The 23,330-nt window shown below is 37.2% G+C and carries 21 protein-coding genes; 11 read left to right on the top strand and 10 right to left on the bottom strand.

Going from position 1 to position 23,330, the window contains the following annotated elements:
• Positions 1 to 84 precede the first annotated feature (84 nt).
• The 6 genes from RMA94_RS13355 to RMA94_RS13330 all read left to right on the top strand — a co-directional run bounded on the left by RMA94_RS13355 (position 85) and on the right by RMA94_RS13330 (position 5,826).
• Positions 85 to 471, top strand: a complete 387-nt coding sequence (locus RMA94_RS13355; protein WP_013197973.1) for a hypothetical protein — start codon at positions 85 to 87, stop codon at positions 469 to 471.
• A 116-nt stretch (positions 472 to 587) separates the two neighbouring features.
• Positions 588 to 1,469 (top strand): LysR family transcriptional regulator, encoded by an 882-nt coding sequence (locus RMA94_RS13350; protein WP_311083347.1) that lies wholly within the window; start codon positions 588 to 590, stop codon positions 1,467 to 1,469.
• Between the two features lie 245 nt (positions 1,470 to 1,714).
• Entirely contained in the window at positions 1,715 to 2,419 is a 705-nt protein-coding gene (locus RMA94_RS13345) for a CoA transferase subunit A (RefSeq protein WP_199992402.1), read from the top strand.
• Between the two features lies 1 nt (position 2,420).
• A complete protein-coding gene (locus RMA94_RS13340; protein WP_014206696.1) occupies positions 2,421 to 3,062 on the top strand; it encodes a 3-oxoacid CoA-transferase subunit B in 642 nt (213 codons plus the stop codon).
• 116 nt (positions 3,063 to 3,178) lie between these two features.
• Positions 3,179 to 4,588, top strand: a complete 1,410-nt coding sequence (locus tag RMA94_RS13335; RefSeq protein WP_086264642.1) for a short-chain fatty acid transporter — start codon at positions 3,179 to 3,181, stop codon at positions 4,586 to 4,588.
• Positions 4,589 to 4,653: 65 nt separating this feature from the next.
• A complete protein-coding gene (locus RMA94_RS13330; protein WP_311083345.1) occupies positions 4,654 to 5,826 on the top strand; it encodes a thiolase family protein in 1,173 nt (390 codons plus the stop codon).
• Positions 5,827 to 5,875: 49 nt separating this feature from the next.
• Here RMA94_RS13330 and RMA94_RS13325 read toward each other — a convergent pair whose 3' ends face one another.
• The 4 genes from RMA94_RS13325 to RMA94_RS13310 form a co-directional block, all read right to left on the bottom strand.
• Complete coding sequence (locus RMA94_RS13325) at positions 5,876 to 6,769, bottom strand: LysR family transcriptional regulator (RefSeq protein ID WP_003651675.1); 894 nt, start codon at positions 6,767 to 6,769, stop codon at positions 5,876 to 5,878.
• A gap of 233 nt (positions 6,770 to 7,002) precedes the next feature.
• On the bottom strand, positions 7,003 to 7,896 hold the full coding sequence (locus RMA94_RS13320; RefSeq protein ID WP_002113716.1) for a LysR substrate-binding domain-containing protein: 894 nt from the start codon (positions 7,894 to 7,896) through the stop codon (positions 7,003 to 7,005).
• A 544-nt stretch (positions 7,897 to 8,440) separates the two neighbouring features.
• On the bottom strand, positions 8,441 to 8,662 hold the full coding sequence (locus RMA94_RS13315; protein ID WP_014206692.1) for a hypothetical protein: 222 nt from the start codon (positions 8,660 to 8,662) through the stop codon (positions 8,441 to 8,443).
• 110 nt (positions 8,663 to 8,772) lie between these two features.
• Positions 8,773 to 8,955, bottom strand: coding sequence for a hypothetical protein (locus tag RMA94_RS13310; RefSeq protein ID WP_002113649.1), 183 nt, complete (start codon positions 8,953 to 8,955; stop codon positions 8,773 to 8,775).
• A 404-nt stretch (positions 8,956 to 9,359) separates the two neighbouring features.
• Between RMA94_RS13310 and RMA94_RS13305 the strand changes: the two genes are divergently transcribed.
• A complete protein-coding gene (locus RMA94_RS13305) occupies positions 9,360 to 10,778 on the top strand; it encodes an aspartate ammonia-lyase (protein ID WP_311083343.1) in 1,419 nt (472 codons plus the stop codon).
• A 54-nt stretch (positions 10,779 to 10,832) separates the two neighbouring features.
• On the opposite strand, the gene RMA94_RS13300 is transcribed toward RMA94_RS13305, so the two are convergent.
• Positions 10,833 to 13,040: a TonB-dependent siderophore receptor gene (locus tag RMA94_RS13300; RefSeq protein ID WP_311083341.1), complete on the bottom strand. Its 2,208-nt coding sequence runs from the start codon at positions 13,038 to 13,040 to the stop codon at positions 10,833 to 10,835.
• 516 nt (positions 13,041 to 13,556) lie between these two features.
• On the opposite strand from RMA94_RS13300, the gene RMA94_RS13295 reads away from it, so the two are divergent.
• Together RMA94_RS13295 and chrA are read left to right on the top strand one after the other, a co-directional pair.
• Positions 13,557 to 14,843 carry an MFS transporter gene (locus RMA94_RS13295; protein ID WP_311083340.1) on the top strand — a complete coding sequence of 429 codons (1,287 nt, stop codon included), beginning with the start codon at positions 13,557 to 13,559 and terminating at the stop codon, positions 14,841 to 14,843.
• Between the two features lie 183 nt (positions 14,844 to 15,026).
• Positions 15,027 to 16,376, top strand: a complete 1,350-nt coding sequence (gene chrA / locus RMA94_RS13290; protein ID WP_311083339.1) for a chromate efflux transporter — start codon at positions 15,027 to 15,029, stop codon at positions 16,374 to 16,376.
• An 83-nt stretch (positions 16,377 to 16,459) separates the two neighbouring features.
• Here chrA and RMA94_RS13285 read toward each other — a convergent pair whose 3' ends face one another.
• On the bottom strand, positions 16,460 to 17,068 hold the full coding sequence (locus RMA94_RS13285; RefSeq protein ID WP_005069320.1) for an FMN-dependent NADH-azoreductase: 609 nt from the start codon (positions 17,066 to 17,068) through the stop codon (positions 16,460 to 16,462).
• Positions 17,069 to 17,163: 95 nt separating this feature from the next.
• Here RMA94_RS13285 and RMA94_RS13280 point away from each other — a divergent pair, with 95 nt between their 5' ends.
• Positions 17,164 to 17,559 carry a helix-turn-helix domain-containing protein gene (locus RMA94_RS13280; RefSeq protein ID WP_081309808.1) on the top strand — a complete coding sequence of 132 codons (396 nt, stop codon included), beginning with the start codon at positions 17,164 to 17,166 and terminating at the stop codon, positions 17,557 to 17,559.
• On the opposite strand, the gene RMA94_RS13275 is transcribed toward RMA94_RS13280, so the two are convergent.
• The gene (locus tag RMA94_RS13275; RefSeq protein ID WP_068565760.1) at positions 17,556 to 18,410 is read right to left on the bottom strand and encodes a helix-turn-helix domain-containing protein; all 855 of its coding nucleotides are present in this window, start codon (positions 18,408 to 18,410) and stop codon (positions 17,556 to 17,558) included. The genes RMA94_RS13280 and RMA94_RS13275 overlap by 4 nt on opposite strands.
• Positions 18,411 to 18,576: 166 nt before the next feature.
• Here RMA94_RS13275 and RMA94_RS13270 point away from each other — a divergent pair, with 166 nt between their 5' ends.
• The gene (locus RMA94_RS13270) at positions 18,577 to 19,494 is read left to right on the top strand and encodes an EamA family transporter (RefSeq protein ID WP_311083338.1); all 918 of its coding nucleotides are present in this window, start codon (positions 18,577 to 18,579) and stop codon (positions 19,492 to 19,494) included.
• 32 nt (positions 19,495 to 19,526) lie between these two features.
• Here the strand turns inward: RMA94_RS13270 and RMA94_RS13265 are convergent, their stop codons facing one another.
• The 3 genes from RMA94_RS13265 to RMA94_RS13255 form a co-directional block, all read right to left on the bottom strand.
• A complete protein-coding gene (locus RMA94_RS13265; protein ID WP_311083337.1) occupies positions 19,527 to 20,531 on the bottom strand; it encodes a homoserine dehydrogenase in 1,005 nt (334 codons plus the stop codon).
• Positions 20,532 to 20,640: 109 nt separating this feature from the next.
• Positions 20,641 to 21,432 carry a sulfite exporter TauE/SafE family protein gene (locus RMA94_RS13260; RefSeq protein ID WP_202732465.1) on the bottom strand — a complete coding sequence of 264 codons (792 nt, stop codon included), beginning with the start codon at positions 21,430 to 21,432 and terminating at the stop codon, positions 20,641 to 20,643.
• Positions 21,433 to 21,670: 238 nt separating this feature from the next.
• The gene (locus RMA94_RS13255; RefSeq protein WP_202732466.1) at positions 21,671 to 23,326 is read right to left on the bottom strand and encodes a TIGR01244 family sulfur transferase; all 1,656 of its coding nucleotides are present in this window, start codon (positions 23,324 to 23,326) and stop codon (positions 21,671 to 21,673) included.
• Between the last annotated feature and the right edge of the window lie 4 nt (positions 23,327 to 23,330).

Genomic DNA, 23,330 nt, shown 5'->3' with positions numbered 1-23,330 from the left:
GTTTTTTTGAAAAACAGTATTTATTTAATCTTTGTTATTTAATAGAATACTTTTATAAAATATTGATAAGAAAATGAAAAAACTATGTGGCTTAAATTTATGTTGTACCCTTTGGGAATGTTTGTACTGTGGCAAATCATTTTCATCATCGAACAGCTTTCTTTAGAATTTTTAAATGCACCACAAATAATTGTAGCTATAATTGCACTGATCATAAATTGCGGTATGCAAATTTTGATTGGTTATAAAGTTCCTCAATTAGCACCAAAATATAAGTTTGTAGCGAGTATTACATACATCATCTTATTCACTTTTTTAGTAGCAATTTATTCAACCATAATTTTATTAGAAGGCTTAAAAGTTGCCCCTCAAGCAATTTGGCTAGGTTATTTATTTTTCCATGTTGTTGGAATGGCTCTATATTTTGCAAACAACACGGATGAATTCTGCTGGGAAAATTTACTAAAGTAGTTCAGCACACTGTTCTCTACTTTCTTTTTCATAATTTTTTGTCAAAAAACATCATATTAGACAACTTTTCGTATAAATTATCCTTCTAGGTGAGCTGAGCAATCTAAAGGAATGAAATGACGCTTAAACAATTAAAAGCTTTTTTAGCTCTTGCACGTACCCTCAACTATGCCAATGCATCACTAGAGCTACATCTAAGCCAGTCTGCTTTAAGCCTCACCATTAAAAGCTTAGAAGAAGAGTTAGGCGGAAAATTGTTTAATCGTAATACACGTCGTGTTGAGCTTACCCAAGAAGGTAAATCCCTAATTCCCTATGCTAAAAAATTACTCGCCAATTGGGATGAAATGGAAAACGATGTTAAACAACGTTTTAAGCTCAATCGCGGAACCTTAAGTATCGCCTCAATGCCCTTTGTGACTCATGCAATTTTGCCTGAGGTGATTCATCAATTTTTAGAACTTCATCCCAATCTTAACTTTTCAATTCACGATATCCCTAACGAGACCATTATAGAAAAAGTACAAGATGGTATTTTCGAGCTTGGCATCTGCTTTGAACCAGATCTTACCGAGGGCTTAGAGTTTAGACCTTTGTTTGAAGAAGATTTCTTGGCTCTATTACCTAAGACTCACCCACTTGCTCAATCATCTTCTATTACATGGTCCGAGCTTTGTTCAAATCCATTCGTGACATTGCAAAAACCTTCAATTGTTCGATATTTAGTTGAACAAAATTGTTTGAGAAATAATATAACGCTCGATTTGAAAGTTGAATGTCATCAAATTTCATCACTCTCAAGCTTTGTGGCTTATGGAATTGGGGTGAGTGCAATTCCAAGGCATTTTGCTAAACACATTGATAAAGAACATAACGTACTCATTGAGTTAAAGGATGAATCTATTCATAAGACTGTAGGAATTGTTTATAAAAAGAACTTTGAAATTTCAAATATTTCGACTCAATTTATTGAAGCTTTGATTCAATATAAATTTTAAAAAATTAAAGACTGCTTTTTAGGATGAGCTAAGCATAGGCTTAAGCCAAGTTTATTAATTATTATAACTTTCAATACATTAATGCAAATTCATGAAGATTTTAGCATTCTATACATCTAATTTTTTGTTGTTAATTTGATAGCATTCATTGAATATACTCATTAATCCTTTAAAAAAATTAACTTCTATAACGCAAAATGTGATGCTAAAACTAAGATTACTAAGGGATATAGGATAACAATAGAATGAATAAAGTTTATGCCAATGCAGAGGCAGCACTAAAAGACGTTATTGCAGATAATCAAACACTTGCCGTAGGCGGTTTTGGTCTATGTGGAATTCCGGAAAAACTGATTGTTGCAGTTAAGCAAAGTGGTGTGACTGGTCTCACATGTATTTCAAATAACGCAGGTGTAGATGATTTTGGTTTAGGTATTTTGCTTCAAACAAAACAGATCAAAAAAATGATCTCTTCTTATGTTGGTGAAAACAAAGAATTTGAGCGCCAATATTTAAATGGTGAACTTGATGTAGAGCTTACTCCGCAAGGTACATTAGCTGAAAAGTTACGTGCTGGCGGTGCTGGTATTCCTGCGTTCTACACACAAACAGGCGTCGGTACACTCATTGCAGAAGGTAAAGAAGAACGTACCTTTAATGGCAAAAACTACATTTTAGAAGAGTCGTTAACAGCAGATGTTTCGCTTGTTAAAGCCTATAAGGCAGACAAGGCAGGTAACTTAGTATTCCGTAAAACTGCTCAAAATTTTAACCCTGAATGTGCGATGGCTGGCAAAATTACAATCGCCGAAGTTGAACAGGTTGTTGAAATTGGTGAATTAGATCCAGATGAGATCCATTTAGCGGGTATTTATGTAAACCGCATTGTACTTAATGCGTCACCTGAAAAACGCATTGAGCATAAAACTTTAAGCACGGAGGCAGTATAAAATGGCTTGGTCACGCAATGAAATGGCACAACGTGCTGCAAAAGAACTTGAAGACGGATTTTATGTCAATTTAGGTATTGGCTTACCTACCCTTGTTGCTAATTATATTCCTGAAAATATTAATGTTTGGCTTCAATCTGAGAATGGCCTATTAGGTATTGGTGAATTCCCGACTGAAGAAACTGTCGATGCCGATTTAATTAACGCCGGTAAACAAACGGTTACAGCTCGCCCTGGTGCTGCTTTTTTCTCAAGTTCAGAATCTTTTGCCATGATCCGTGGTGGTCATGTCAATATTGCAATTTTAGGCGCAATGGAAGTTTCCGAAAATGGTGACTTAGCGAACTGGATGATTCCGGGTAAGAAAGTCAAAGGTATGGGCGGTGCAATGGACTTGGTTGTTGGTGTCCAAAAAGTTGTAGTGCTTATGGAACATTGTGCAAAAGACGGTACGCCAAAAATCGTGAAAAACTGTAGCCTACCTTTAACAGGTAAAGGTGTGGTTCATCGCGTCATTACTGACTTAGGCGTAATGGACATTACCCCGCAAGGTGTAGAGCTCATTGAACTTGCTAAAGATGTCACGCTTGAACAGATTCAAGCTGCTACAGGTGTCGAGTTTTATAAAACCTTAGTTGCGTAAATTCTAATTTTTAGTTAGCCAGATAAGACTTAAGTTACAAAGTTAGCTTAAGTCTTAGCCCTTTTAAGCACCGGATGTGCTGTTTATAAATAAGAACGAGAAGGATTTTTTCAGCTATGGAAAAACAACAAGGAATTTTTGAAAGATTTGCCCTTCGGATTAGTGACTGGTCTGAAAAATGGTTTCCTGATTCATATATTTTTGCATTACTTGGCGTCATTATCGTGTCAGTTGCCTCTTTAGGTATTGGTGCACCTATTCACGATGTCGCGACTTCCTTCGGTAACGGTTTCTGGAGTCTTATTCCCTTTACCCTGCAAATGACGATGCTCATTATTGTGGGTTATGTCGTTTCTGTATCTAAGCCCGTAAAGTTCCTAATCCAAAAAATGGCACGTATTCCAAATTCTGGACGTGGTGCTATTGTTTTAGTTGCAACTGTCAGCTTGTTAATTTCATTAGTCAATTGGGCAGTAAGTACGATTCTTACTGCACTTTTAGTGATTGCATTAGCAAAACGTAAAGAGCTGAACATGGATTACCGTGCAGCAGCGGCGGCGGCAATTATTGGTATGGGAGCAACTTGGGCACTTGGAATTAGCTCTTCGGCAGCACAGCTTCAAGCGAATAAAACTAGTTTACCTGAGTCAATTTATAACCTAACAGGGGTTATTCCATTTACCGAAACGATTTTCCTTTGGCAATCAATTGCGATGACCATTATTTTGGTTATTGTGTCAATCGCAATCGCTTACTGGTCAGCTCCAAAAGGCAATAATGTTAAAACAATTGATAGTTTTGATGTTCAATTTGAAGAAGACAAACCACATGAGGAAAAATCGACGCGTCCGGGTGATTGGTTAGAAAACTCGCCTATCTTAACGATTATTGTCGTCGCATTAGGCTTAATCTGGATGTTTTTTGAATTTTCAAAAAGCAATCCAATCATTGCTATTTCAAGTTTAAACACATACAACTTTGTGTTTTTAATGCTTGGGTTAGCCTTGCATGGAACACCAAGAAACTTCTTAAATGCTGTTTCAAAGGCAGTTCCAGCTGTATCAGGAATCTTAATTCAGTTTCCACTTTATGGAAGCATCGCTTTTATTATGACGCAAGCTTTAAACAGTCAAGATTTATCGCTGTCGCATTATATAGCTGAGTTTTTCGTTTCAATCGCTTCAAAAGAAACCTTTGCAATCGTGATGGGGATTTACTCTGCGATTCTGGGGTTCTTTGTACCGTCTGGTGGTGGAAAATGGATTATTGAAGCCCCATATGTTATGCAAGCAGCAAATGATTTGAAAGTTCATTTAGGCTGGTCTGTACAAATTTATAATGCAGCCGAAGCTTTACCGAACTTAATTAATCCATTCTTTATGCTTCCAATGTTAGGCATTCTAAAACTAAAAGCAAAAGATGTGATTGGTTTTACAGTCACTCAACTCGTTGTGCATTTTCCGTTAGTTTTATTTTTATTATGGTTCTTTGGAAGAACGCTTAGCTATACCCCACCTACTTTTTAATTTACCGGCGCCTTTAGTTTCGGCTAAAGGCAAATTTAGCAAATACATCAATAAGAGATATTAAGATGAGTTCAATTGTTATAGTTTCAGGTAGCCGTACTGCAATGGGCGGTTTTCAAGGCAGCCTAACGGCTTTAACTGCACCAGAACTTGGCGCTGCAGTTATCCGTGAATCGATCCAACGTGCAGGTGTTACCCCTGAACAAGTAGATGAAGTTATTTTTGGTTGCGTATTAAGTGCGGGTATTGGCCAAGGTCCTGCTCGTCAGGCGATGCGTAAAGCTGGTGTACCTGATCATGTCGGCGCTGTCACCATTAATAAACTTTGTGGCTCTGCCATGAAAGCGGTGTTAATGGCATCAGATACTCTAAAAGCAGGCAGTGCCAATATTATTGTTGCTGGCGGTATGGAATCTATGACTAACGCGCCTTATATTTTACCAAAAGCTCGCGGTGGTTACCGTATGGGTCATGGTGAGATTAAAGACCATATGTTTTTAGATGGCCTTGAAGATGCAGAAACAGGCCGTTTAATGGGTTCTTTTGCTCAAGACATGGCAAATACTAAAGGCTTTACCCGTGAGCAAATGGATAACTTTGCAATTTCTTCATTGAAAAAAGCGCAAACTGCCATCACCGAAGGTTACTTCAAAGAAGAAATTGTTCCTGTTGAAGTAAAAACACGTAAAGGTGTTGAAGTTATCGATCAAGATGAACAGCCATTAAAAGCGAATCTTGAGAAGATCCCAACATTGCGTCCAGCTTTTAGTAAAGATGGGACAATTACAGCTGCGAACTCAAGCTCAATTTCTGATGGTGCTGCTGCGTTAGTACTTACCACTGAAGAATATGCTCAAAGTCATGGTTTAAATACTTTAGCAAAAATTGTTGCAACTTCTACTCACTCACAACATCCAAGCGAATTTACCATTGCTCCAATTAGTGCAATTCAAAAAGTGCTTGAGCGCGCTGGCTGGTCTGTTGACGAGGTAGATGCTTGGGAAATTAATGAAGCTTTTGCAATGGTAGCAATGGCACCAATTCATGATTTAGGTATCGATGAAGCAAAAGTCAACGTACATGGCGGTGCTTGTGCTTTAGGCCATCCAATTGGCGCAACTGGTTCAAGAATTATTCTTTCTCTTATCTATGCTTTAAAACGCCTTGGTAAAAAGAAAGGTGTTGCTGCGTTATGTATTGGTGGTGGTGAAGCTACAGCTGTCGCGATTGAAATCTAAAAATCAAACTACCAAGAAGATGTAAGCATTTTTCTTACATCTTCTTTTTTTAGACTTTAAAAAGCTCATAGCAGGTTTGACGGAACCATTTATGGCTACTTTTATGATGGCATGACATATGCCAATGTTGTTTTACATCATAAGTTGGAAAGTCTAGAGGTGCTGGTAAAATCTGTAAATTTTCTCTCACCAATAAGACTTGGCTTAAATAATACGGTACCGTTGCGATCGCATCTGTTTCTTGAACGACTAATCCTACTCCAAGATAGCTTGGTAATCGAATTAAGATATTTCGATCCAATCCTTTGTTCTGCAATTCATTTTTAATATGGTAGTGCCCGATTCCCGCATCAATGTCGATATGATACTCGCGCATATAATCATCTAAAGTAAAATTATTTGGGTCTAAACGAGGATGGCTTTTAGAGCTAATCACCACATAATGTTGTTTAAAAAACTTTTGTTGATAAAAGCCTTCTTCTAATTGGGGTAAAAAGCCAATTGCAAGATCAATCTCACCATTTGCCATTTGATAGCTGGTTTCTGGCGTAATCGGCCTAATATTCAAGCGAATTAAAGGGGCTTTCTCTTTTAAATAGTTTGTTAATTGCGGTAATAAAACCAGATGAGATACATCTGTCATCGCAATTGTAAAAAGCTGATCTGAAGTTAGCGGATCAAAATTCACACTAAAATTATTAATGCTTTCCACTTTATCAATCACTTCACTAATGAGTGGAAAGATTTCTTTAGCTAATTCGGTTGGAATCATTTCATTCCCAACACGAATAAAAAGTGGATCATTAAAATGCTGACGGATTTTGTTCAGTCCATTACTAACGCTCGGTTGTGTAAGCCCAATAGCATCAGCAGCCATTGAAACACTTTTAAACCGATAAATATGATAAAAAATATTTAGTAATCTACTATCTAGATCAAACAAAATTGTCTCCGTCTGGATCAAATAATCCATTCAAAAGGAATAAAATCAGACACAGCATATATAAAAATGCTCACTAGATTTCTGAATTATTGATATATGGTCTAAATTAACAAAGAACCTAGACCATGAGCAATGCTTTATAAAGCCTTTCATCATAAAGACAAAGGTATGAGCTCTTTGATTGATTACTTTGTATGTAAATATCTTGAGGACATCACATATCATTATAAATTTTAATCATGCTGAGTTTGGAAGCCCTTCCAAATTTGCTGAACAGATTTGTTATCACTCAAGTTATTTTTAAAAATATAAATATCCTGTGGCAGGCAGTATTCGTTATGGTCCAACATGACCAATTTTCCGGTAGCGAGATCTTCCTCTACATTAATTTTTGGAATCCATGCTACACCTAAACCTTGTAATACAAGCTCTTTCAAGTTGGTGGCATTGTCAGTTTCATATAAGGTTTTATAGATCAGTTTACCTTCAATCAATTGATCGACCAATTTGCGCAAATAAGCATGTTTACTATAAGCAAGTAATGAAAAATTACTCTGAATTGTATGCTTAGGCGTATGATCTGCTTCGGTAGCTGACACTGGGACAATCTCTGTTTCAGCGATCTTGATGCCACTTAAAATATCATCACCAACTCGATTAATATTAGATCGATCTGCATAACAAATCATAAAATCGCAGGCACCTTCTTTTAAAAGAGATAAGCCTTCACCACTATTCGTTGCGACAATTTCAATTTTTAAATCACGCATAAACGTTGGGAATTTTTTTAAAAAAGTGGTTAAAAAACCTGATGCTAATGAGTGGACAACACAGAAACGAATCGTAGATTCGGTTTCATTTTTGATGTTTTTAATCAGCTTTGCTGTTTCTTCTACCTGCTTCTCAATATTTTTAGACATCACCAGCATAATCCGTCCAATGTCTGTAAATTCAATATTATTTTTATTATTTCGGATAATAACTTCAGCTCCGATCATCTCTTCTATTTGCTGAATTCTACGCGTAAACGCAGATTGACTAATAAATCGTTTTTCGGCTGCTTTTGAAATAGAACGCTCACGCTCAAGTGTCAAAAGGTCTTCTACCCAACGTACTTCTAAGTTCATTTTATGCATTCCCTTTTTATAGTTATGTCCTTAATCTGTCTGGTTGGGAAGCTGAATAAATAGCTGAATAGATGAATAAAAACTATAAAACATGGGAGTACCTGCAAAAATGCGATGGAGGGTTGGCAAAGCCAAACAATAAAAGTAAGTATTTAAATAATTCTGACATAGAAAAGAGCGTAAGAGAATAAAAGACTTTGATTTAACTCAACAACTCATACAAATATAAAATTATCACTCTAAAAATTATTTTAAATCAAAAAGTAAGGAGCATATAACGCAAGTAAATAACAAATTTTAAGTTAATAAAAAATAGAAATAATCCTATGCTTTACTCATGTTTTATTTTATAAAAAAAGTCCGCACCTTGGGGAAGAATACGGACTGTAAAACTGAAAATGACTATCTTGCTTATTTCAGGAGTTAAGCTCTCTGACTCAATAAATTCATTTAGATCAGAAGATATGCTTGTAGTATAGCTCAGTCCATAAAACCTGACTATTCTACTAAAGTATTTAACTTAAGATTGAATTAAAACGAATTCTTAATATTCACCAATGAGGTAATATAACTTTCTTGAAATTTCAACCATCATATTAGAAGTATATTGAGTAATTTCAAAAACTTGCTTTTTCTGGGGATTGAACACCATATTGTCATTTTCATCACTAAAAAAGATATAAGTGGTGTATTTATCCATATGGTGGATATGCTCTTTTAAGCTTAATTTTTCCCCAGAATTGGGATCATAGGCGATAAACTTCATTCTCATGAATTTTGTCTCTATACATACAGTCTTTTACCCAAATTTTAAAAAAATCTAGATAAAACAATATTTTGATGGATAATATGAAATAGTTAACCTAAGAACTGAGGCTACTTGTAAGATATGGGCACAATACTATTAGCTTTGTTTACCGAGGTTTCAGCAGAAGCGATTGATTGCTCTGCTTCTTTAAGCAGACGAGAAGTTTTAGACTCACTTTTCTCTTCACCATGGAAAAGCACATAGTATGTAAAACTTCCCAAAATAATTAATGCGGCTGTGACTTTTAACATAAACTTAAAACTAAGATTTTTTCGTATTATAGTGTTTTTTATGTGAAATGCATCACATTTTTATATGAATTTGTTAGATAGGCTTCACTTTAAAAGCTAATAATAAAGATAATTAAGTTGATATTTCACTTAAATTAACTAGTCTTAATTTTTGCAATGGGTTGCTTTTAAAAATTAGATGACCATTCATTGTATCAAGCAAATTTTGAAATTAACTTCATCTAATTATTAAGTTATTAATTTATATAGTTAAATTAATAGTTTAAAATGAACCCTCCTAGTTAGTTGACTATAAAATTAAAAAACTGATATGCAAAAAATGCATAATTAACTTGATAAATGCATTAGAAGTGAAGCATTTCGAAATCTAATATGAATTATCTTCTTTACTAATTCGAAGTTTAATGATGAACGCTGAAATTACCACCCGTATTGAGAAGGATCTTATTGGTTATAGAGAGATCAATAATAACGACTACTACGGAGTTCAAACATTACGTGCTCTAGAAAACTTTAATTTAACTCAAAGCAAGGTCGGAAATTTCCCTCACCTTATTAAAGCTTTAGCAATGGTAAAGCTTGCTTGTGCTGAAGCGAACTATAATCTTAAAAGCTTAGATCAGACTAAATTTGAAGCGATTGAATACAGCTGTAATCAACTTATTCGTGGTAATTTTCACGACCAGTTCCCAATTGATATGATGCAAGGCGGTGCTGGTACTTCAACCAATATGAATGCAAATGAAGTATTAGCAAACATCGCTTTAGAATATATGGGACACGCAAAAGGCCAATATCAATATTTGCATCCTAATAATGACATTAACATGTCACAGTCAACAAATGACGTGTACCCTACTGCGATTCGCTTAGGTTTGTTATTAAGCTTAGATGAACTAAATCTTCCTTTTAACAACTTAATCTTAAGTTTCCGCAATAAATCTCAAGAATTTGCTCATATTCTAAAAATGGGCCGTACACAGTTACAAGACGCTGTGCCAATGACATTAGGTCAAGAGTTTGGTGCTTTTGCAGTAACTTTACAAAAAGACCTTGAGCAAATTAATACGCTTATTCCAAATATTTTAGCGTATATGAACCTTGGTGGCACGGCGATTGGTACGGGAATTACTACTGAATATAGTTACCGTGAACTTGCGATTCAAGCGCTTGCAAAAATTTCTGGTAAGAAAATTAAGTCTGCTCCTGATCTAATCGAAGCAACTTCAGATATGGGTGACTTTGTTCTTTTATCTGGTTTATTAAAGCGTACCGCAACTAAACTTTCAAAAATTGCCAATGACTTACGTTTACTTTCAAGTGGTCCACGTACTGGCATTAATGAAATTAATTTAGAAGCTCGCCAACCGGGTAGCTCGATCATGCCGGGTAAGGTAAACCCAGTTATACCTGAAGCAATGAACCTTGCTTGTTTCCAAATTATTGCAAATGACTTGGCTGTAACTTTAGCTGCTGAAGCTGGTCAATTACAGTTAAATGCAATGGAACCACTTATTGCATTCAAACTATTTGAATCGATGGACTTGCTCGGTAAAGCAATGGCAATGTTCCAAACTAAGTGTATTGATACAATTACGGCGAACCCTGAGCATTGTAAAGCTTTGGTTGAAAACTCAATTGGTATCGTGACTGCACTTAACCCATATCTAGGTTATGAAACTACAACTCGTATTGCTAAAACTGCAAACGAAACTGGACAAAGCGTATTGGCTTTAGTTCAAAATGAAGGTTTATTATCGGCACAAATGCTTGATGATATCTTGTCGATTAATAATATGGTTAAACCAAAAATGTCGGCTTAATTCCTGAAATAAAAAAGGAGCTTTTATAAGCTCCTTTTTTATTTGTTTTATATTTTAAAAACTGAAAGTTGTAGAGAACTGAGCTGTACGTGGATTACCTAAAAATAAGTAGTCATCACCCATAAATGCACCAACATCACGCCAATACTTCTTATTAAATAAGTTATCAATATTGAATCTAAAAGTTGTGTCATGTCCAGCAAAATTTGTTTTATAGGCAGCACCAATATTAAAGACGCTATAACCACCTACTTTTGCCGTTCCCTCTTTGTTTGCATATTTACTGCTACTGTATTGCATACCACTGAGTAATCTTAACCCTTCAACTGACGGAACTTTATAAGATAACTGTGCAGTTGCGCGTACTTTTGGTACATTTTGAGTTTGATGACCTTTATAGCTGTCACTATCAATATCAACTAGACGAGATTTGGTATAGGTAACGCCAGAGCTTACGTCAACTGTATCGGTTAAGGCACCAGTTAAACCTAACTCAATACCTTGGTTGTGTTGTTCGCCTTGTGAAACAAAATCGAAAGTTCCTTCTGCATTCACTTTGCTATATTGATTGTCTTGTTTTAAATCAAAAATAGCTGCTGTTACTAAGAAGTTCCGAATTTGTTGCTTAATACCAATTTCATATTGTTCAGAGTTTTTAGGAGATAGAACTTCTAGAGCATTATTAGCGAACCACGGAGCTTCACCACCATCCGATAAACCTTTGGCATATGAAGCATAAAGGTTAGTCCCAGCAGTTGGACTATACATGAGCGCTAATTGTGGCAAGAACTTGTTTAAGTCGGTATCACGACTTTGTTGCCCATCTGAATTATAAGTTTGCTCATCAAGATGAATAAGTTTTCCACCGAGTAAAGTTGACCATTGATCATTAAATTGAACTCGGTCAGATAGAGTAAATGCAGTCTGATCACTTTCTAACGCTTTATAGTAATTTCTTAAGTCAATCTGAGCTGGTTCATAATCCTTTGTTTCTTCATAGATATTACCTAATCCGATAGGGTCAAGCTCCATTGAGTTAGAGTTATAGCGCTTCAATGTTTTATAAGTATGTTGTATTTCAAAAGCGATTTGATGCTGAATGATGCCAGTGCTGAATTGACCATTTAACCCAGCAGAAAACTGGTTGGTAATACGTGTATCATCTGGACTACGAAAATCGTAAATACCGTAATTACCATCTTTATCAAAAGTATTATTTTGACAAACTCCATTATTACTATAACAAGCCCATGGAAACGCGCTGTAATCATCAATCACAACACGGCTTTGAGACGCACTTAAGCTAGCATTCCATTGATCGTTAAATGCATATTGATATTTCAAACTCGCATTTACACTATTATTTACAACAGGTTTACTCCAAGACTGGTAACCCAATAAACGGTCTTGATCTACATTTGTTGGTACTTCTTGCCCATCAAGCAGTTGATAACCTGGTACTGAACGTTGACTTTGATGCTGAGCTTCAATATCAAATAATAATTTAGAACGCTCATTAATTTTCCAGTCTAAAGCAACTGAACCAAACTCTCGTTTACCATTTGCGTGATCAACATTTGGATGGATGCTTTCATGGGCTAAATTGATTCGATAACCAAAACTATCATTAACAAAGCCGCCAACATCTGTTGCCAGTGTATAGCCGCCTTCTGAATTTGCATCGACCGTAATAGTTTTAACATCGACGGGTCTTTTGGTTACATAGTTAACCACACCACCCGGCGTCGACATTCCAGATTGAATTGCAGAAATACCTTTTAAGATTTCAACTTGTTCTTTATTTTCTAAAGCCACATTTTGTTCGCCACGTATAGTGTGACCATTAATAAGATAACTTGAGCCTAAATCAAGCGCAAAACCACGTGCTACAAAGTTTGGATAGTAGCCAATTGCAGCGTAGCCATCCCCTAATGATGAATCATTTTTAATAACATCAGTCAGTGTTTTTGCGTGTTGATCTGCTATGCGTTCAGAGGTAATGGTTGTAATAGATGCAGGAACTTTCTTTACATCACCAGTTTGAAAACCAGATAAATTGACTTTCTTAGATGTATATAGTGCATCATTATTTTGTGTAGCATTCACAGTAATGGTTGGGAGCTGCGAAATCTCCGCTTCATTTGCATAGACGACAGATGTTATGAGTGCAATAGATGAAGCCAATGCTGTTTTAGAGCATGTCATGAAGTGAAGATTTAACGAACGTCTTTCCATTGAATAACTACCTGCCATACCGTGCATAATTCTAAAGCGCTAGAAATGAATGCGGAGTCTATTTTTAGCCACGCAAGAATACAGCTACATATATTGAGAAACAACATATTCTGTACTTTTTCGATTAAGTGTATTTGACACAAATTTTATAAACTTATCATTATATAAATTTCATTTATTTTATTAGGAATTGACGCTATAACTTTTTAAGTATTACCAAATATTCAAAATAAACTTAAGCTCGAAATGAAACTTAAAAGGAGAAATAAAATAGAAAAGTACCGTTGTAAATTAGCTCACTGATTTTAAATAGAATTAATTATTAAGTTAAATGAAAGGAAGTGTTCGATCATTGGTAAAATTATCTTTAAATCGAACAAAAGGACGTAATCTTACTAGAAACGAATTTTAAAATTAGAAAAAATGAATGGTTAGGAATTTAAGGAAGTGCTCAGGATTGAGTGATATTTAAAGTTTCATTCTATTTTCTATCCAGCATATCTAAAAATTCCTCATTTTTGTCTGCAAAATGATGGAAGAAATATGACATACACTCAGGAAGAAAAACGTAGCAGAATACGTGGGATTGTAGGCGCAGCCTCTGGTAATTTAGTTGAATGGTTCGACTTTTATATCTATGCAGTATTTGCTGCCTACTTTACACAAGCTCTAACTGCACCAGATATGGATAGTACGACTAAATCTATCTATGTGTGGGGCGTATTCGCTGCAAGCTTTTTTATGCGTCCTATTGGTAGTTGGGTATTTGGACGAATTGCAGACCGGCATGGTCGAAAAAAGTCGATGGTCATCTCAATTTGTCTGATGGCTTTGAGTTCTTTTCTATTTGCAGCCCTACCTACTTATGACCAAGTTGGCTTATTTGCCCCTTTTCTTTTACTGGTAGTGCGCTTACTTCAAGGCTTATCGGTTGGTGGTGAATATGGTGCAGTAGCAACATATATGAGTGAATTGGGTTTAAAAGGCCAACGTGGTTTTTACTCATCTTTCCAATATGTCACCCTCTCTGGTGGTCAGTTACTCGCAAGCTTACTTGGTGTAATTTTATTAACGTTCTTAAGTGAACAACAATTACATGATGGTGGATGGCGTATTCCATTTGTTATTGGTGGTATCGCAGCAATCTTATCTTTGCTTGCACGTAGTCGTTTAGAAGAAACGCTTTCTCATCAAGATAGTGAACGAAAAGAATCTGGTAGCTTAAGAGAACTCTTTAAAAAGCACTGGAAAACCTTTTTATTGGTGGTTGGATACACTTCTGCTGGTTCATTAACGTTTTATGTAGAGACTGTTTATTCAAAAACCTATTTAACCAACTTAGGGATGGATGGAAAAACCGTTGGTTATATCATGACCTTCGCCCTATTTGTCTATATGTGTGCTCAACCTGTATTTGGTGCAATTTCGGACCGTATTGGACGACGCTCTTCAATGTTGGCATTTAGCTTATTGTCCGCCATTTTTATTTATCCCGTCATGGTGATCGGGATGCGTGCCTATATAGATTCGCCGATCATTATTACCTTGCTACTCATCTTTATGATGATGTTACTCAGCTTCTATACTTCTATTAGTGGTTTGGTAAAAGCTGAAATGTTCCCACCTCATGTGCGAGCTTTAGGTGTAGGTTTCTCTTATGCAGTAGGTAATGCGCTGTTTGGTGGTTCTGCGCCTTCGGTTGCCTTACAGTTTAAAGCTGCCGGAATTGAAAATACCTTCTTTATATATGTCATTGTCATGCTGATTATCTGTTTCTTATGTAGCCTTGCGCTTCCGAGAAAACCAGATTATTTAGAACATGATCATTAAAAAGTAAAAGATAGATATTCTTCTAGAGATTTTTTAGAAGAATATCTTTTTAAAATAATAAGAAAGTCATTTTTGTTCTGTATGCTATAGCTGCCTAGCACATCTAAATCATTCAATTAACTAAACGTTACTAATTTTTGATGTTCTTGATCCGTATGAATCAATTTTTTGATGGGATAAAAAATGGAAAACGAAAAATCCCCTTTACCTGAAAGTATTGTTCAAGTCACCTTCTGGCAAGCCTTTTTATTTTGGCTCAAGCTCGGCTTTATTAGCTTTGGGGGACCAGCTGGACAAATTGCTGTGATGCATCAGGAACTCGTTGAGCAAAAACGCTGGATATCCGAAAAAAGATTTTTGCATGCCCTGAACTACTGCATGTTATTACCTGGTCCTGAAGCACAGCAATTAGCAACCTACATTGGTTGGCTTATGCATAGAACTGCTGGAGGATTGGTTGCAGGTATTCTATTTGTATTACCCTCCTTATTTATTTTAATTGGACTGTCTTGGATTTACATAAAATTTGGAGATGTTCCCGTTATTGCAGGTATTTTCTACGGAATCAAGCCTGCCGTTACCGCAATTGTTTTCCATGCAACGTACCGTATAGGTAGTCGTTCGCTTAAAAATAAGTTTTTATGGATCGTCGCGATTGCGGCGTTCTTTGCCATCTTTGTCTTAAAGCTTCCTTTCCCGCTTATCGTTTTATCAGCTGGTATTGCTGGCTATTTAGCGAGTAAAAAGTACCCAGAACTATTTTCCTCCGCGGCTGGACATAAAGCCAGTCAAAAAGATTATGGTCCGGCATTTATTGATGATGAGACTCCAACACCAGAGCACGCTAAATTCCATTGGTTGCGTTTAGCTAAACTTATTTTTGTAGCAATCGCTTTATGGCTATTGCCAATTTTAGCTTTAGGCGCATATTTTGGATGGCATCATTCTTATACTCAAATGGCGTGGTTCTTTACCAAAGCTGCTTTACTTACGTTTGGGGGGGCCTATGCAGTTTTACCTTATGTCTATCAAGGAGCTGTAAATCATTTTGGATGGCTTTCACCTACACAAATGATTGATGGTTTAGCTTTAGGTGAAACTACACCGGGTCCACTGATTATGGTAGTGGCTTTTGTTGGCTTTTTAGGAGGCGTCAATCATTCATTACTTGGCTCTGAGCATCTATTTTTTGCTGGAGCACTTGGTGCAGTCATTGTGACTTGGTTTACCTTTCTCTTTTCATTTGTATTTATTTTTGCGGGTGCGCCCATTATTGAATCTACACATAATGAAATTAAATTTACTGCGCCACTCACTGCAATTACCGCGGCTGTGGTCGGTGTAATTTTAAATCTCGCCCTATTTTTTAGTTATCATGTGTTATGGCCACAAGGCTTTTCAGGGCATTTTGACATTGTTGCAGCGTTCATTACTGTTGCTGCATTTATTGCTTTATTCCGCTTTAACGTGAACGTGCTATATGTGATTTTTGCATCAGCGCTGGTTGGACTCTCTGTCACTTTTTTTAGTTAACTATTGATTTTAATATTTTTTAAATTCATAAAATCTTATCAATAAGGCCGAACAGTTTCTTTACTGTTCGGTTGCTTATATTTTTAACCCGCTAATTGTGCGATTTGTGCTGCTGCGTTATCTAAGGCAGCTTGACGTGCTTCTGGGCCGAAAGCGATCCCTTCCGCGCGCACAAAAGTAATATCAGTCACACCTATAAAATTGAAAAACGCTTTGATATAAGTTTCTTGATAGTCTAAAGCTTCGGCTGGTGAACCTTCTGAGTACACACCGCCACGCGAAGAAGCAATAATGACACGTTTACCTTCTACTAAACCTTGAGGGCCGTTTTCCGTATAACGGAAAGTTTTTCCAGCAACAGATAGTCGGTCAAGCCACGCTTTTAACTGTGATGGGAAGCTAAAGTTGTACATTGGTGCGCCAATTACAACGATATCTGACGATAAGAACTCGTCCAAATATTGGGTGTTTCGTGCAACACGTTGCTGCGCTGTTTCATTATTAGGTTCAACACCTTGCCATGCCAAAAACTCAGCATCAGACAAATGAGGAATTGGTTCTAAAGCAAAATCGTGATGAATAATTTCTGCATCAGGATAAGCTGCGCTGAGCTTTCCAGTAACAGATGAGGTGAGTTGGCGGCTAACAGACTGCTCACCTAAAATACTTGTGTCAATTTGAAGTAGTTTCATCGTTTATACCTACAGTATAAAATTGTTACTTGTACTAATTATGTTACTACTATTATTCTGATGCACAAGAAGGCACATTTAGGGAACCAAGTAATATGACTGTAACCATACCTCACGATATCCAAAGTTCAGATTGCCAAAGAGTCAGTCAAGTATTGGCTAGAGTTGGCGAGAAATGGAGTATACTCATTGTAATGACACTTGCATCACGTTCTCATCGCTTTTCTGAAATTAAAAGAAGTATCAATGGAATATCGCAGCGTATGCTTACCTTATGTTTGCGTGGTTTAGAGAGAGATGGATTAGTTAAACGTACGGTTTATCCTGTAGTTCCACCTCGTGTTGAATATGAATTAACTCCACTCGGTCATTCACTTACAGAACCTGTAATTGCTTTAGGCCAATGGGCTCAGCAGCACATTGCGGATATTGATGCGGCAAGAGCTGCCTTTGATGCAGCTCAAGATAAACCAATTACATTTGACGTTTAACGTAACTGTGAAGGACTCATACCATAAAACTGTTTAAAGCGATGACTCAAATGGCTTGCTGAACTAAAACCACACACTAAGGCAATATCTTGTAAGGAAAGCTGAGATGACTGAATTAGCCCTTTGGCTCTGGTTAAGCGTCTTTGCATGACATATTGGTGAGGTGCCATATTCATGGACTGTTTAAACATATGAGCAAAATGGTATTCGCTTAAATTTACAACATTTGCCAAATCAGACAAGGTAAGTGCTTGATCTAGATGCCCTTCAATCCAGTCCTGAATATATTTGAGTTTATGAGGAGCGAGCCCACCTTTAATGATAGGTTGCTGCCACTTAACATTGCTATATCTTCGAATTAAATGGTTCAGCAATAAACTGGCAGTTGTACTCATTTGTAAATGGTTTGCTGAATCTTTCCAATCACAATCTAGCAAGAAAAACTGATAAAGCGCTCGAATCTTTTCGTCATCGTTAAAAACAACTTCGTTTAGTTCAATTTGGTTCGGCTCTTTGTCCCATATTTTTTCAGCAACATCACGCAAATGTTGGTCGGTATAATATAGGTGAACGAATTTAAGCCCACCACGTATATCCCAAGTCGACTCCTGATGCTCAGGCAATAAGCAAAAACGCCCCGGCCCACCGCCGTTTTTCCAGCCTGCAGGGGTTTTTTGATAGCTTTCATAGCCATCTTGAATATAGAGACTTAAAGTGTGGTGATCGCTACAGACACTTACACGATCTTGCTGATTAGACCAAAATGCAAGTTGCATATTCTCATCAAGCACCACAGTTTCGTGAAGCTTGGCTTTAGATTGCTGTAGCTGTTCTAAAGTTTGATAGGCCATGCAAAATTAAAACGAATATCATTGAGCTTAAGTTAACCATATTCCGCAAAATTCAGCTAGTTTAGATCTATAAAAAACGCAAGATCTTGCATGTACAACACAAGAATATATACGTGAAAAATAAAGCAATCCTAGATACTTAAGATTGGTAATCGAGGATGAAGTTATGAATATTTTACTCTATGTTGCGGTGGTGTTGATTTGGGGAACAACATGGATTGGAATTGCGGTTCAAAGCCATTATGCAACACCAGTTGTCGCAATTTTATGGCGTTTTGCTATTTCAGCCTTATTACTGTGGGTTGTTTTATTATTTTCAGGAAAATTACAGCGAATTGCTTTAAAAGATCACTTGTTTTGTATGCTGCAAGGCCTTTGTGTTTTCGGCCTAAACTTTATTTGTTTTTATACCGCCGTTAAATATGTAAACAGCGGTTTAGAGTCCGTTATTTTTTCGATGGCTGTTTTCTTTAATGCCATTAATGCGCTTATCTTTTTTAAGCAAAAACCTTCCCCAAACTTTGCACCAGCTGCAATTCTGGGTCTAATTGGTATTGTTTTACTGTTCTGCCATGACCTGATTAATAGCCAATTTAATATACAGTTATTAATGGGTATCGGCCTATGTGCAATAGGCACTTACGGTTTTTCTTTAGGAAATATGATTAGTGTTAGACACCAAAAACGTGGGCTAAATATCTTTTCAACAAACTGTTATGCTATGACTTATGGTGCATTGGTTATGTTAAGTCTAGCTTTATTTACTGGCCAAGATTTAATGCCTCCAATGAATTTCCCATTTTTAAGTTCGGTACTTTACTTGGCTGTATTTGGTACGGTTATTGGGTTCTCTGCTTACTTTTCTCTTGTTGGACGAATTGGCGCAGCCAAAGCAGCCTATAGCACATTGCTCTTTCCTTTAGTTGCTCTAACAGTTTCTACTTTCTTTGAAGGATATGTATGGACTTTAAATGCGGTATTTGGAATTTTATTAATCTTACTTGGTAACTACTTAATGTTTAGTAAGTTAGAAATTGGAAAAAAGTTATTTAATAGTCAAAAAAATTGTGAGAAGCAGGCCTAAAAGCCTGCTTTTTTATAAGTAATAATTCATCTCTAGCAGCCCGTTTTAAGCATCAACTCAAAATCTTTTAAAGCCGCGGCTGCTGTGGCTAAAGGCGCAGATGCCCCTCCACTTACCACAAATTCTCCCATTTCTTGCGTTAACACACGAATGCATTTATTAGAACCTTGTAGATAAGCAAAAGGATGATTTGCTGGGACTAACCTTAATTCAACACCTGTTTGGATTTGCTGATTTTTAATATCAATAAAACCAACCAGACGAGGAATTACATTTTCTTTTTTCCAACCACGAATATGTTCAGCCGTAACGTGATTAATTCCTTGTCTTGGAATATCTTGAATTTTTACATCAGCCCCCAAAACAGTATTGGCTAGTATCGTAATTTTGGCAGCAGTATCCCATCCATCTACATCGAAAGAGCTGTCAGGTTCTGCAATACCTTTTGCTTGAGCTTTTTCAAGAGATTCAGCAAATGCACATTCGTGTTGCAACATATCATTCAAAATAAAATTCGTGGTGCCTGTAAACACACCTTCTATTTCTAAAATTTGGCAGCCAGCTAAGTTATATTCAAATAAATCAACAGTTGGTAAGGCAGCAGCTGTTGCACCGCTAAAAAATAGTTTTTTATTGTGCTGATGTGCCAAGTTAACTAATTTTTTACCATCTACGACTAAAGCACCTTTAGATACCGCAATCGCATTCATGCTATGTGTTAAAGCATAATCTAAATAAAATAGGCCTTTTCCACCTGTCACATAGTCACTTGGCCCTGTCTCAATAATGACATCTGCTTGAACCTGTTCTAAAAACTTTTGCTCTGTTAGGTCTACTTGATATTTTGTTTTATCTAGCCACTTCGAAGCGTGTAAACCTTCTTGATCAATTAAACCTGATGATGAGTTGCAGACGCCCACTAAACGGGCATCAATTTGATATTTTTGTTTATAGTATGTCGATCTATTTAAAAGAAGCTCTGCAATTTGTTGCCCAATCCGTCCAAAACCACAAATTGCTACGTTAACTCGCTTCATATCGCTTTCTCAAAAATTTATATCGTTTAAATCAAATTTCCCAAGAGAATTTTAACATCTCATCTTTGGAAAATTGCTAACTACAGAGATAGTTAAAATACTATATTACTTAGATATTTGTTAGATTAACTATCTTAATGACCATATAAATTGCGACAGCAAAAACCATTAAAGCAAAGACTTTTTGCACAATTGCAGACGGAATAAAACGAATAGCTCTGCGCCCTAATAACATACCAACTGCACATGCGAGCGCAAACGCACTAGTAATGTCTACTGGATAGTGAAAACCCTCTGCAATATGCATCACAATACTCATTCCACTAATGAGAAAAATAATCATAAGTGACGTTGCAACAATGCTATGCATATCCAAATTTGTGACTTTTCTAAGTGCTGGCACAATTACAAAGCCGCCACCTACACCGAGCATCCCAGTTAAAAGCCCCGCAATAATTCCAATGCCGGCAAGTACACCACCAGTTTTAAAATTCCAGATAAAGCGTCCTGTACTTGGATTGACCTGACACGGCGGGTTATGAAAGTCTGATACTCGGTTACTAATAAGTCGATAACCCACTGTAAACATGACCAAGCTAAACATTAACATGAGCCAAATAGGTGAAATCGTGTTAGCTATTAAAATGCCGATATGTGCCATAGGAGCACCAATTAAGGCAATCCAGATCGCAGCACGATAACGAACAATCTTTTTAAATAAGCCTTCAATGGTTCCTATGAGAGTAGATAGCGCAACCGCCAATAACCCAATCGGCGCAGCTTGAGCCACACTCCAGCCTTGACTGGTCATAAGCGCGGGTACAGCAAGAATACCCCCACCTGCACCAGTAAGACCAAGTAAAAAGCCAATCACGATGCCTTCAACGACAAGTAATAACATATCAAAAGCCTAAAATTGCATATACATCATTTGCAGTAGACTGCTGGTTAATGAGGAAGTAGATTCTCGTCTTCTTGCGAAGCTTTAACCGCTTCTCAGGGTAAAGCGTTGCTTTGTTTATCCTCTTAACTTGAGCACAGCTCTCGTCTTGCGCTCGGGTAAAGATTATTAATCTTTACTTATCCTCTTCCGCTCGAGCATAGCTCTCGCCTTGCGCTCGTACAAAGCGTTGCTTTACTTATCCTCGCTCAGGTTTGACCATCCACTCGCGGCCTTTTAGCATGCCTTGCCAATAAATCGGTGGCAAAATCTGTTCTTTAAGCAACCAAGCCAAACGAGACGGTTTTTGCCCATCAATCACCCATTTTGGAAAACTTGGAAGTAATTTGCCGCCGTAACCAAACTCAGCCAGAACGATTTTTCCACGTTCTACAGTAAGTGGACATGAGCCATAGCCGTCGTATTCACAGAAGTTTTGCTCACCGTTCAGTTGTGCGAGAACATTTACTGCAACGATCGGAGCTTGTGCTCGTGCCGCAGCAGCAGTTTTGGCATTAGGCGCATTCATCACATCACCTAAAGCAAAAATATTGGCATGCTGTGTATGTTGTAGGGTTTGAGGATTCACGCTCACCCAGCCTGCTTCATCAGTGAGTGTGCTGGCACGAATAAAGTCTGGGGCTTGTTGCGGTGGAACAACATGCAACATATCGAAATCAGTCTCGACCAATGCTGCATTTTCATTGTTCACTACCTTAAACCATGCTTTTTTTGCAGGCCCATCTACTTTGACAAGTTGATGGTTAAAATGAAGTTCAGAGCCATATTTTTCGACATATTGCATTAGTGCAGGTACATATTCCTTCACACCAAATAAAACAGCACCAGTGTTATAAAAATGGATAGAGATATCTTTAAGTTTGCCTTGCTTTAACCAGTAGTCGGCTGAAAGGTACATCGCTTTTTGAGGAGCACCGGCACATTTAATCGGCATAGGCGGCTGGGTAAAGATTGCCTTTCCACCGTTTAGCTGTTGCACCAGTTCCCATGTATACGGCGCTAGATCATAACGATAGTTAGACGTCACCCCATTTTTACCTAAGGTTTCGACTAAACCTTCAATTCCATGCCAATTCAGTTTTAAACCAGGGCAGACGACCAAAGCTTTATATTGAATGGGTTGGCATCCTTCCAAAATAACCTGATTATGCTCAGGGTCGAATCCGGCAACTGCTGCTTTCATCCATTTTACTTTTGAAGGAATCACACTTGCCATTGAGCGTGCAGTTACTTGTGGTTTGAAAATACCGCCACCAACCATGGTCCAGCCCGGTTGATAATAATGTGTATCTGCGGGATCAATAATGACAATATCTAAATTAGGTTCACGGCATAAAAGACTAGACGCTACAGAAATTCCAGCTGCTCCAGCGCCAACAATCACAACGCTATAACAAGGAATTGTGGCTGGTTCATGATCACGTTTTAAAATACGTGGCACCAAGCCTTTTAAGTTAAACCCAAGCTTATTACCCGATTCAACTAACAGTGCTACATCTTGTGGGGCAACTTCAGCCAAAGCCCACAAACTGATTGCACGCATACCAGAGCGACAATATGCTAAAACGGGCTTCTGAGCATTCTGATAAAGCTGCTTAAACTCGGTAACTTGTTGATCGGTAATTTTGCCACTGGTCACAGGCTGATAGATTACTTTTAGGCTATGCCGCTGAACTGCTTCTTCAATTTCAATCACATTGGGTTGATCTGCACCTTCTCCATCTGGTCTGTTACATATCAGAGTTTTTATTCCTTGGGCTGCAATTTTTGCAATATCGTTGGCAGTAATCTGGCCAGCAACATAAAAATCTTGATTAACTCGTTTAAGTTCCATATTG

The organism is Acinetobacter sp. V115_6, assembly GCF_031799025.1.
Lineage (GTDB): Bacteria > Pseudomonadota > Gammaproteobacteria > Pseudomonadales > Moraxellaceae > Acinetobacter > Acinetobacter pittii.
Note: the sequence above shows the minus strand (reverse complement) of the source record. Positions and strands in the feature narration are given on the sequence as shown.